Origin of the sequence: Hymenobacter rubripertinctus (genome assembly GCF_003583925.1) — a bacterium.
Classification (GTDB): domain Bacteria; phylum Bacteroidota; class Bacteroidia; order Cytophagales; family Hymenobacteraceae; genus Hymenobacter; species Hymenobacter rubripertinctus.
Map to the genome: position 1 here is coordinate 99610 of NZ_QYCN01000014.1, position 12244 is coordinate 111853.

General features: G+C 62.0%; 6 protein-coding genes. 2 read left to right on the forward strand and 4 right to left on the reverse strand.

The features are described 5' to 3' along the window. Positions 1–120: 120 nt before the first annotated feature. Complete coding sequence (locus D0T11_RS10910; protein ID WP_119655820.1) at positions 121–1275, forward strand: DUF2652 domain-containing protein; 1155 nt, start codon at positions 121–123, stop codon at positions 1273–1275. A 211-nt stretch (positions 1276–1486) separates the two neighbouring features. Here the strand turns inward: D0T11_RS10910 and D0T11_RS10915 are convergent, their stop codons facing one another. The 4 genes from D0T11_RS10915 to D0T11_RS10930 form a co-directional block, all read right to left on the reverse strand. Next, positions 1487–2143, reverse strand: coding sequence for a helix-turn-helix transcriptional regulator (locus D0T11_RS10915; RefSeq protein WP_147374617.1), 657 nt, complete (start codon positions 2141–2143; stop codon positions 1487–1489). Positions 2144–2354: 211 nt separating this feature from the next. Then, positions 2355–3128, reverse strand: a complete 774-nt coding sequence (locus D0T11_RS10920) for a TIR domain-containing protein (protein WP_119655822.1) — start codon at positions 3126–3128, stop codon at positions 2355–2357. 97 nt (positions 3129–3225) lie between these two features. After that, positions 3226–6303, reverse strand: coding sequence for an Eco57I restriction-modification methylase domain-containing protein (locus tag D0T11_RS10925; RefSeq protein WP_119655823.1), 3078 nt, complete (start codon positions 6301–6303; stop codon positions 3226–3228). Between the two features lie 284 nt (positions 6304–6587). Beyond that, positions 6588–7829 carry a Pycsar system effector family protein gene (locus tag D0T11_RS10930; protein ID WP_119655824.1) on the reverse strand — a complete coding sequence of 414 codons (1242 nt, stop codon included), beginning with the start codon at positions 7827–7829 and terminating at the stop codon, positions 6588–6590. A 254-nt stretch (positions 7830–8083) separates the two neighbouring features. On the opposite strand from D0T11_RS10930, the gene D0T11_RS10935 reads away from it, so the two are divergent. Next, positions 8084–11995 carry a metallophosphoesterase gene (locus D0T11_RS10935; protein WP_245990747.1) on the forward strand — a complete coding sequence of 1304 codons (3912 nt, stop codon included), beginning with the start codon at positions 8084–8086 and terminating at the stop codon, positions 11993–11995. Positions 11996–12244 lie beyond the last annotated feature (249 nt).

Consider the following 12244-nt stretch of genomic DNA (forward strand, 5'->3'; position numbering starts at 1 on the left):
GCTTTTTTTTGGTTACGTGTTCGTCAGCAACTGGTGTATGGAGGAGTTTGAGGCCCCGTTGGGCAGGCCGGTATTTCGGAGTGGCGCCAGCCGCTATCCAGGAGCGGTTAGCTGACTCAGATGGGCGTACTGGATGAATTGCGGGCGCGGCGGCGGGTAGTGGGCTCCGCCTCGGCCCTGGCCACCGACGGGCAGCAGCCCGCGCTGCTGCTGATTCCCGACATCAGCGGCTTCACCCGCTTCATCGAGCAATCGGGCAGCCCGCAGGCGCCGTTTCTGGTGGCCGATCTGCTGGAAATTCTCATCGAGGCCAACATTCTGGAGTTGGAAGTGAACGAGATTCAGGGCGATGCGGTGCTGTTTTACCGGCTCGGGCCGCCGCCCTCGGTGGCCGACCTGGTCCGCCAGTGCCGGCGCATCTACCTCGACTTTCAGAACTACCTGCGCCTGGTGGAGCGCGATACGGGCTCGGAGCTGGCCGCCGCCCTCCAGGAGCTGGCCCTCACGCTCAAAATTGTGGTGCACTACGGCCGCGTGAGCGTGGCCCGCATCCGGGAGCATACCAAGCTGATGGGCCGCGACGTGATTGTGGTGCACCGGCTGCTGAAAAACAATATTGCCGGCTCCGAGTACGTGCTGCTCTCCGACGGCTACACCCGCACCCAGCCCCCGGCCGCGCTGGCCGCCGCCTTCGACTGGACCCGGCTCTCGCCCGGTTCCACGTTCTACGAGTACCTGGGCGAAACCCCCTACCAGTACGCCTACCTCTCGCCCCTGCGCCTGCTGCTGAACACGGCCGCCCCGAGCGACAGCGCCCCCACCGGCCGGGGCCGGGTGCTGAAGGTGCGCCGCCCCCTGCCCGTGCCGGCCGCCTACGCCCTGCGCGTGGTCAGCAACTTCCGCCTGCGCCCCCAATGGATGGAAGGGGCCACCGCCGTGCACTACGACGTGACCAAGGCCGGCCGCCTGGGCACCAGCTACAAGGTGGACGTGCTCAACGGCCAGATCGACTTCCAGACCGTGCAGTGCCTCGACGACGACGAGGGCCACATCACCTACGTGGAGAAGATTTCCCACTTCCGCCTCTTCCCCAACGCCCTGCTCTTCTACCACCTCGAAGTAGTGGATATCGACACCTGCTTCCTGACCCTGGAGCTGCGCTACGGCCACATCGCCAGCGACCTGCGCCTGGTGCGCTTCGGCCAGCTGCGCCGCCTGCACCGCTTCCTGGGCCGCTCCCTGATCGGGCTGGCGGAGCTGGTGGCGAAGCGGTAAGGAGTGAGTGAGTGAGTGAGTGAGTGAGTGAGTGAGTGAGTGAGTGAGTGAGTGAGTGAGTGAGTGAGTGAGTGAGTGAGTGAGTGAGTGAGTGAGTGAGTGAACGTCATTCCGAGCGAACACGGAGCCGCCGCCGGGGACTTGCGTGAGCCGGGGGCGGTTTCCCGCTGCCAGTGCCCCAGCCAGGTCGCCGAGCTGTTTACCTGGGCATTCAGGTGGCGTCTGCGGAACCGGGCGCGGCCAGCAGGGCCTCCAGGGCGGCGGCCTCCTCCAGCAGCAGGTGCAGGCGCAGGGCCAGCAGGGCGCGGCGGGTGGGGGTGAGGGGAGGCGGGGCCGTATCGGCGCGCAGGCGGGCCAGCCAGCGGGCATCCTCGGCGGGGCGCAGGGCGGGGTCGGGGGCCAGGGGGGCGGGCACGGGGCCGGTGCCGGGTTCCGGGGCCAGCAGGGCGGCCAGCACGCCCAGGCCCCAGGCCCGGCGGGCGGCCTGCCCGGCCAGCATCTGCCGGCCCTCCAACTCGAAGCGGGCCTTGCCGGCCAGGTAGCGTACCCGCCGCAGCCGCGCCCGCAGCGGGGCCGCTTCCAGGGGGGGCGCTGGCGGGAGGGCAGCCGGGGCGGGGGTGGTCAGGTCCAGCGGGTCGGGCGGGGGCGGCGGCTCGGGTCCCAGGCCCCCGGCGGCGGGCGGCAGCAGCAGCTCCAGGGGCCGCAGGCGGCGGGCCAGGGCCAGGCTCAGCGGCTTGCGCCCCGTTTCCAGGTGGGCCACCATGCCCGCGCTCACGCCCAGCCACCGGGCCAGCTCGGCCTGGGTGAGGCCAAAGTGCGCCCGCACCAAAGCGCAGGCACTCCGCGAAGGCAGGGCAGGGTTGGGCATAGCCGGGGTAAAGTAGGTAGAGCTGAACAAAATACCTAGTGCAACTCTACCGCTGGGTAGAGTTCGGTTAAAAAATAAAAGCAACTCTACCCGGCGGTAGAGTTCAGTAAAAAAATAAACCGGACTCTACCAAAGGTGGCTCCCGTGTACGCGAACTGCCCCCGCGCCAAGGGGCACGGGGGCAGATGGGGAAATTTGTCCCGGTCCGGATTTATAGCTTTTTGCGTACGGCGGGGTCAATGTAAAAGTCCATTTCGCTTAGTTCATCAGCCAGGCGGCGCTTCCAGGTCCCAGCTTTGTCGTAGCCTTCATACACAACGCCGCTAAAGTCACTGGGCATTTCCACGCTGCCCGCCATAAGCACGAATACATGGCGACGGCCCAGCAGGGCCACGAAATACCCTAGCTCTAGAATTACGTTTTGCCGGGCGCGGGGGGCTAAGGGTGAAGCGGCCTTACCAACGGCTTTCAGCCCGCCTACATCATCGGGGCTGCACAGTACAATAGCATAGCCGCAGTCGCGCGCCTCCCGGTCAAACTTCTCGATAATGGTATCGCCTTTATTGAGGGCTTCGCTGAGTACCACGTCATCAAGCCCTACTTGGTGAAGGAATGCCTGCACCGCCAGGCGCATGGCCTCATCACGGCCGTGCACGATGAACACCTTGCGGCTTTCGGCATCCACGGTTTTCAGGGTTTTGAGCAAAGCAGTGCGTGCCGTGCGCAAAGTCGCCGTGTCTACCAGCGAATGCCCGAAGGAGTTAGGGTTTACTTTCAGCTTGTCGGCCAGGGCCATCAGCTTCTTCTGGTGGTTGGCTCCGCGTACCAGCTTGGCTTTGGCCAGCAGCCCCACGGCCGCAGTTGCAGCGGCAGCTAACTCCTTTTGCAGCTTTTCATCCTGGTAATTCCGGCCGTAGCGGTCAGCGGCGGGCAGGTCGATAGCCTCTATTTTGGCGCGGAGGGCTTGCAGTTTCTTGCGGTCCATTGGAATAGGGTTTTCGTAACGTACTAAGCGGGCTTGAAACCCAACAGCCGGCTTCTACCAAACGCAGTGGGTGGGAACCTGACTAAGTGAAAAGCGGTCAGCTTACTACCAAAATAGCGTCGGCGGTATCCTTTACTAGTTGCAGAAAGCCAGGGTAATCGATCTGGTCGCAGGAGTGCGTTTGTTCTACCAGCGCACTCAGGGCCGTGTGCTGGGGATTCTGCTCATCAAAAGCCGGCAGGGTCAGGTGCTTGAATACGTCGCCTAGCTGAATGGAAATGTTGTGGCTCTCGATGTACTCCTTCACGCTGGGCGCATTCAGCAGCCCACACAAATAGTAGGCTGGCTCGGGGTGGTCGAAATCAGCGAAGAAAAGTTTGTGGTCAGGTACGAACGGCTTCTCTCCCTGCAATGGAACCGGGGCGTGCGTTACTACGGCCGCCCCAAACGTGCCTTGCTCGGCCCATACCACTTTGTAAGGCGCAAACGTGTAGGAACCCACGCTATACACTGCGTAGAAGGGGGCACCCGGCATCCGCAGGCGGTAGGTAGAGCGCCGGGCCAAGGCCGTGGAGTAGTGCTGGAAATAGCGGGCAGTAAGCGGCAAATCAACGGCTAATTGGTTTTCAGCCGTAGCATACTGCTGACGCGAAATACCCTGGTTGGGAACCAGCGTGAACAGGTTATGAGCGCGGGTAAGCCGGCAAGGGCCGATATCCGACGCGCCTTTCAGAAGGGGATACAGCAAATCGGGCTCAATCCAGAATTGGCGTTTGGGGCCAATGTCGGTACGGCCAGCTTCAGGGCGGGTCGTAATCTGCACGCGGTTGGATGCTGCGTTTTCCGCGTCAACCGTTACGAAGTAGATGCCGTTGAGGTCGGCGGTTATACCCTTGCGCCCCTGCACCCAATCGCAGGTGCCTTGCAGGGCGGCCAGTTGCTGATGACGACCCGCCGGCAAAATAGCCCATGGCGAACCCAGGCCTCCTACCGGCCGGGCTTCCAGGGGCGTAACCATCACTCGGGCCATTACTTCGGCCGGGCTGAGTAAAGCCGGAATCGTCCGGGAGTTTTTTTCGCTCCGGTCCCACACGCGGTAGGCAACCGGGTAGGGGTCTTCGGGTACCGTGGTTTTCTCGAATACTGCCACGGCCGTACTATTGCTGGCGTCGGCGAAGGGCTTGAGGGCCTTTAGGTCATCTATCTCGCGCGGGATGAGATAGGTAGAAGCATTGATCTGAAAACGCCGGAAGCCTTCGGAAGATGGGTTCTGAAAGAGCGTTTGCGTGAGCACGAATACGAGCTTGCCATTGGGTTTAAGCCATTTGTCGGCTACGGTGTAGGTGATGAGGCCGGAAATGTCAAGCGAGTTTCCGCCACTGAACGGAGTGGAGGAAAAAATGTCGTACTGCTCACAGGTTGGCTTAACCCGCTCCCGGTAGAGAGGGGGCAGGCTGGCCCAGCGTACCCAGGGCGGGTTGCCGATGATGACATCGAATTCGCCGGCCGTGGCTGACCAGAAAAAATTGCGCACGATACGAAACCAGATGCCGTTCCAGTTACGGCGGTGCAGCCGCAGTACGTTCTGGTAAGTTTGGGTGAGTGAGCCGGCCCACTGCTGCGCCTCGGCTGCCGTAATGGCCCGGTGGGTTACCAGGGTTGCCAGTGCGTCGGCGGGCTCCTTATCAAGTTCTACCGCCGCACCCAGCAGGGTAAAAACCTGGTCCAGCCGTGGCCGGTCTAAGGATAAGGTAGCGGGCAGAACCACTTCCAGATCGGCCACTTCCGACCCCACCCGGTAACGCACCACATCCTCGGTTTCGTAGGGTTGCCGGGCCGGCGAATACACGGCATCGGCCAACAACACGGGTACTTCAATCTCATGCCCGGGCACCTGCGCCAGCAAGTCGGCCACCGCGATGAGGTAATTCACGCGGGCAGTTTGCACGGCCAGCGGGTTCAGGTCGAAGCCCCAGACGGTTTGCATGAGTTCGTCGAGCTGTTCCCCGGCGCTTAGCCCGGCCTGCTGGGCTTGCTGCCGTTTGCGGCGGATAACTTCGAGCAGGAACGACCCCGAGCCACAGGTAGGGTCCAGAGCCCGTACTCCCTGCCAGGTAGCGGGCGCTACCTTATCCACGCTGTATTTCACGAGCCAGTCGGGCGTGTAGAACTCGCCCAGGCTACGCCGCAGCACGTCGGGCACCAGGTTCTGGTAAAAGCTCTTTAATACATCGGTGGCCTGCGCCACCTCCAGCTTATCGGTGCGATAAAGAGAGAGCCGCGCCAGGAGCGTCCGGATGGCGGTCAGCAGGGGCTCGTTGGTCTGATCATCGGTAAAGGCCGACAGATACCACGAGAAAATAGCCTCCTCCACAAAGCCCTTGATGCCGGCCGCGTTGAAATAGGCCCCGCCTTCTATGTCATGCGCCAGCGTGGTGGGCAATTGGGCGGCCGGCTGGGCTAGTACATTTTGGCTGAACGAAGGGAAAGCAGTGAGGCCGTGGCTGGCGATAATCTCGGCGGCCAGCAGCTTCATCAAAAGCGAATTGTAGGTATGGATGATAAACAGGCTGGCCGGCACCAGCAAGTCGGCGGATACGGCAACCTGAAACCGTAGCTCGGCCTGACAGGCTTCCGCTGCCCGCCGCGCGGCGTCAGAAATTTGTCCATAAAGTGTGCGCCACTCCTGGAAGAGCATCGTGATTTTGTTGCCTCCTTCCTCGGCAAGTGCCGTGGAAAGCAAGTCGGCCAATTCTTGCATCAGGCCAATACCAGCGGGCGAAGCCGGGCCGAAATCCGCAATCAGGTTTTGGTTGGTAACGGCACGGCGGTAACCGGCTTTAATGGCGGCGCACACCAAGCCCACGGAAGTAGCCGACAATGGGAGCAACGGGCCGGCCTGCAATCCGCCATTCAGCCATTGGGCGAAGGCAATGTGGTTGCCGTCAATGGCAATACCGATGTAGTCGCTCGGGTCTAACCTTTGCTCCTGGGCCAGACGAGGAATGTACTTCGCCAGCCGGTCGTCCATGGCCTCCCGGAACTTGGCACTGTTGGCCCGCCCGTTGAAAAAACCCTTGCCCTTGAACTCAATAATGATGTTGTTGTAGCTGGAGTCGCGCCGGCCCCGCTCCAAGTCAAACGTAATATTGAGCGTGCTCTGAATGGCACTCATCCAACCGAAGCGGACTTCCTCTTCGTTGCGCCAGTGAGCACTACGGTCACGTAGCGTAGTATATAGCTCTTGAACTGTGGTTGGAGGGAACAAGGGGAGGGTCAAAATCAGAATATTAGCGGGTGGTAGAGGCCCGACGATGTTTCGTTGAGCGCTGGATAATGCTAATGCATTTAGCCCGAAGGTAAGCCGCGATACGCTGTTACCCAAAGGAAGGCCGGTCCCCGCAGTTGGGCACCGGCCTTTTCTCTATTTGCTTGGGGGGCACTCCGCCCACTGCCTGCCTACATCTTATAGAGCAGGGCGATGCCGAAGGAGAGAGCCGTAAGAATCAGGCCGACCATGAAGATAGTGTAGCTCAGGCGCAGCAGACGGTACTTTTTGGTGAGCACGTCGCCGAGGTAGTAAATGTCGGTGACCATGTTGGTGTAGAGCGCGTCGCGCTGGCTCATGATTTCGGTCATGCCGCTCTGGAAGTCGTCGAGGCTGAGCTTGCTGAAGTTGCCGAAAAACAGCAGGTTCACCCGGCGGTTGGTGGCAATCTGGGGGCTGCGCTTGAGCCATTTGAAGCTCGTCACGTCGGGTTGGGCGCAGAGGATGGCCGTGATGACGGACGCCAGGGCCGTGGCCAGCAGAATGCCCATGGGCACGGCAATGATGGGGTTGCGCAGGACGCCCACGTTGGCCAGGGCGGCCGTTTTGCTGCCCAGCTTGGCCCCGAAATAGGTGATGATGAGCGACATGAGCACCGCGTTGAGCGAAATCATCATGCTGGCCTTCTTGTCGGCCATGTCCGAGAGCTTCATGTGGTTGCTGTACATGGTGCGGAACATGGTTTCGATGCCCCGCTTGGGCTCGGCGAAGGTGCCCTGCTCTTCCTCCACCTTCTTCTTCTGCTTCTTGGCGGTCTTCTTGAGCAGTTTCCGCTGGGCCTTGATGTTGTCTTTGAACTGGCGGCGGTAGCGGTCTTTGGCCGGCCGGGTCAGGAATTTGCTGCCGGTCAGAAACTCCAGCTGGCTTTCGGCCCACTCCGTGTTGGAGTAAACGTTGCCCAACGACGTTTCCCACTCGGCGCGCAGCAGCTCGCCGTTGGCGAAGAAATCCTCCCGGCCCATGCCGCTCATGTCGGCATCCACGAGGAGTTTTTCCAGGTCGGTTGTGCGCTCCGCGTCGCGGTGGGTGGCTTTGATGAGCTGCTGGACCAGGGCCACGCGCTCGGGGGGGTAGTGCTGGCTGCTCAGCCACTCGCCGGCCAGCTCGGCGCTGCGAAACTCGTGGCCGTCGTAGGTATCAATATAGCCCACATCGTGAAACCAGGCCGCCAGCACCAGCGCTTCCAGGTCGGGGGCGGCCAGCTCGGCGGCCTCGCCCAGGGCGCGGGCCTCCTTCACCACCATGGTGGTGTGCTTGGGAGCGTGGTACACCAACTGGCCGGGGAGCTGGTCTTCCAGCAACGCCAGCACGTACGACTTGGCCTGGCTGATAATCTCGGCTTTGGCCGGTTTCGGGGTAAGAGTGGGTTCCATCAGAGCGAAGGGGGCAAACAAATAAGGAGCGACCGGGGCGGTATCGGCTTACAACGCAAATGCGCCGGTTACGGTTAGGCCCGGCCCGTTTGCCCCCTAACCGTAGCCGGCCGATTTGCGTAGGGCAGCGCACCAGGCTTACCTTCGGAGTGCTCTCCGCGTTGGGTTGGGTAAGTTTACCGCAATCTTTTCTAATTACGCCTTTTACCCGTTGGTGAACCGCCGACGCGCCGACTCCGTTTCGCCTTTGCTGTATGAGTAAATATTTCCTGAACTGTTGCCTGCTGCTGACCTTGTCGGGCCTGACCGTGCCGGCGCTGGCCCAGCAGAAGCCCGCCACCCAAACGGCCCATCCCACCCGGCCCAACTACCGCGGCGAGGGCGTTAACTGGGAGTCGAAAACCCCGCCCGACAGCGCCCGCATCCGGTATTCGGTGTTTCTGATCGGGGACGTGGGCAAGCCCGCCCCCCAGGCGGAAGGCGGTGAGCCCTCGCTCAACTTCATGCGCCAGCAGATTCTGGCCGCCGGCGCTAAGAGCACCACGGTGTACCTGGGCGATAATATCTACGAGTACGGCCTGCCCACCGAGGGCGCCTCCGACCGCAAGGAATCGGAGCGCCGCATTGTGGACCAGCTGAAGGTGCTGCGCGACTACGACGGCGAGAAGTACATGATACCCGGCAACCACGACTGGAAGCAGGGCCAGCGCGGGGCCGTGGCCCAGGTCAACCGCGAGCAGCAGTTCGTGGAGGATTATCTGCGCTCCGACTCGGCGGCCTTCCCCTACACCGGCGACTTCCTGCTGCCCCGCGACGCCTGCCCCGGGCCGGTAGAAATCCGCCTCCAGGACGACGTGGTGATGATTGCCATCAACTCCCAGTGGTTTCTGCAAACCACCGGCGAGCGGCCTTACGGCACCAACAGCGGCTGCGGCATTGCCAACGAAACCGAGTTCTTCGTGCAGATGGAGGACATCATTCAGCGCAACAAGGGCAAGAACATCATCGTGGTGGCCCACCACCCGCTGTTTTCCGACGGCATCCACGGGGGCTACTTCACCCTGGCCGACCATTTCTTCCCGCTCTCTATTGTTTATAAGTACGCCTTCGTGCCGCTGCCCGTCATCGGCTCCATCTACCCGTTTGCCCGCAAGTACGGCGGCGTGAGCCAGGATTTGCCCCACCCGCTGTATCAGGCCTACAAAAAGGGGCTGATGGATATTTTCCAGAAGTACCCCAACGTGGTGTACGCGGCCGGCCACGAGCACAACCTGCAATATTTCAAGCAGGGCAGCCTCAACCACATCGTGAGCGGCTCGGGCTGCAAAACCCAGCACGTGAAGCCCGGTAGCGGCGGCGAGGCCCTGTTTTCGGACAAGGAAAAAGGCTTTGCCCGCGTCAATTACTACGACAACGGGGAGGTGTGGGTGGAATACTTCGTGCCCGAAGGCACCGGCGAAACCGGCCGCCGGGTGTTCCGCACGTCCATGTATGCCCAGAAAACGGACGTAGTGGAGGAAATAGCCGACCAGCGGGGCCTCAAGCGCCCCCACTTCGCCGACAGCACCGTGACGACGGCCGTGAACCCGGCTTACGCCGACCGCAGCCGCTTCCACAAGTTCCTGTTCGGCGACCATTACCGCAAAGAGTGGGCAACGCCCGTGAAATTCCCGGTCCTGGACCTGGGCACAGAGAAGGGTGGCCTGACCCCGTATAAAATCGGGGGCGGTAAGCAGACGGCTTCCCTGAAGCTGCGCAACGAAGCCGGCCGCCTCTACACCCTGCGCGGCCTCGACAAGGATCCTGCCGCCGTGCTGCCCGAAGCCCTGCGCTCGGGCGCGGCCGCCGACATTTTGCAGGACCAGATTTCGGCCCAGCACCCGTTCGCTTCCATCGCCATTCCGCCCCTGGCTTCGGCCGCCGGCATTCTGCACACCAACCCCGAACTGCGCTACATCCCCCAGGACCCGCTGCTGGGCCAGTACCTGCCCCGTTTCGGCAACACCACCGGCGCGCTGGAGGAGGATGCCAAAGACGACCAGGCCAACGTGGAAAGCCTGGGCAACGCCACAAACCTGGTGGGCACCGACAAGGTGTTCCAGCGCATCACCGACGACAACGATAACCGCGTCAACGAAAAAGCCTTTGCCCGCTCCCGCCTCTTCGATATGTGGATCGGCGACTGGGACCGGCACGAGGACCAGTGGCGCTGGGCTGAGAAGAAGGACAAGGACGGGGACCGTAAGTTTACGGCCGTGCCCGAAGACCGCGACATTGCCTTCTTCAAGGGCGACGGGCTGTTCCCGTACCTGGCCTCGCGCAAGTGGGCCATCCGCAACTTTCAGAATTTCGGCAAGGACTACGCCGACTGGAAGGGCCTCAACCTGACGGCCCTCAGCAACGACCGGGTGTACCTGGCCTCCGTGAGCAGGGAGGAGTGGGTAAAGCAGGCCCAGGAGATGAAAGCCGCCCTCACCGACCAGGTAATTGAGCAGACGTTTAAGGACCGCTGGCCGGCCGATATCTATGCCCTGCACGGGGCCGAAATCGTGGCCAAGCTCAAAAGCCGCCGCGACCTGCTGCCCCAGGTGGCCGCCGACTACTACACCATGCTCAGCAAGGTAACGGAGGTGAAGGGCTCCAGGAAGCGCGAACGGTTTGTGGTGGAGCGCCTGCCCGGCGACAAAACCCACGTTACGGTGCAAAAAATCAACAAGGAGGGCCAGCTGACCAAGATGCTCTTCGACCGTACCTTCGACAACAAGGTGACCAAGGAGCTGCGCCTCTACGGCTTCGAGGGCGAGGACCAGTACGAGCTGACCGGCAAGGTGAAAAGCGGCCCCCTGGTGCGCATCATCGGGGGTACCGACCGCGACTCCATCGTGGACCGCTCCAACGTGGCCGGCTTCCGCCACCGCCTGCACGTGTACGACGCCGATTCGGGCAACGTCATCGTGCCCGGCCCCGACGCCCGCCTGCGCCTCAAGCCAGGCCTCGACGTGAGCCGCTACGACCAGCACACCCGCACCGACCGCAAGGACTACACGCTCAACTACTTCGGCCCGACCCTGTATTTCGGCTACAACGTGGACGACCGCCTGTTTCTGGGCGGGGGGGCGGTGTACCGCACCTACGGGTTCCGCAAGGCCCCCTATGCCACCGAGCAGAGCCTGGCGGCCAACTACTCGCCTTCCCAGAGCGCCTACAACGTGCGCTACCTGGGCCACTTCGTGGATATCTTCGGCGACCTCGACCTGCGCATCACTTCCCAGCTCTACGGCCCCCAGCTGTTGTACAACTACTTCGGCGAGGGCAACGACACCAAGAACGTGCTGGCCGGCCTCGATGACCGGGTAACCAACCGCGAAATCAACGACACCTACCGCATCCGCTTCTCGCGCTTCTTTGTCAGCCCGATGCTGGAAAAGGACGTGTTCAGCTTCCTCAAATTCGGTTTCGGCCCCCAGTACGACCAGTTCCGGGTCGACCGCGACCAGATCGGCCGCCAGATTGAGCTTGGCTTGGACCAGAATGGCAATTACAACGGTTTAGGGGAGGCGGCCCGGGGCATCCGGGCCTCCGATTTCGGCCTCAACCGCTACCTGGGTGGCAAAACCTACCTCAACCTCGACGTAGCCAGCTCGCCCAAGAACCCGCGGATCGGCCTGCGCATCTACAACTCGGCCGAGTACAACCGCCAGCTCAACGGCGAAAAGCTCGGCTACGGCCGTCTGGCTAGCGAGGCCCGGTTCTACCTCTCGCCCAACTTTCCCTTCCAGCTCACCTGGGCCGGCCGCATCGGGGCCAACCGCAACTTCGGCGACTACCGCTTCTACCAGGCCAACACGCTGGGCGGCACCACCAACCTGCGCGGCTACCGCCGCACCCGCTACGCCGGCCGCTCATCGGTGTACGCCAACGGCGAAGTGCGCGTGCAGCTCTTCAGCTTCAACGCCTACCTGCTGCCCGGCAAGTTTGGGGTTCTGGGCCTGGCCGACGCGGCCCGCGTTTACTCGGCCTACGACACCAAAACCGGCCTCAAGGCCTTGCATAAGGCCTACGGCGGGGGCGTTTGGGTGGATGTGCTCAAGCAGGCCGTCATCAACGCCACCTACTCGGTGGGCGAGGAAAACCTGGTCTTCGTGGGCTTCGACTTCCTGTTCTAAATACTATCAGTTGCTAGTTGCTAGTTGTCAGTTGTTAGTTGTCAGTTGTTAGTTGTCAGTGTCGTTCTGGCAACCGGCAACCGGCAACTGACAACTGACAACTAGCAACTAACAACTAGCAACTGACAACTGGCAACTGACCACTGGACACTGGAGGGTTATCCTTTTGCGCGAAAAGCCGTTAAGGCGGTAACATCTCTTTTGACCGCGTATGCCGTTTCTCTCCCCTCGATTCCGTTCCCTGATCCG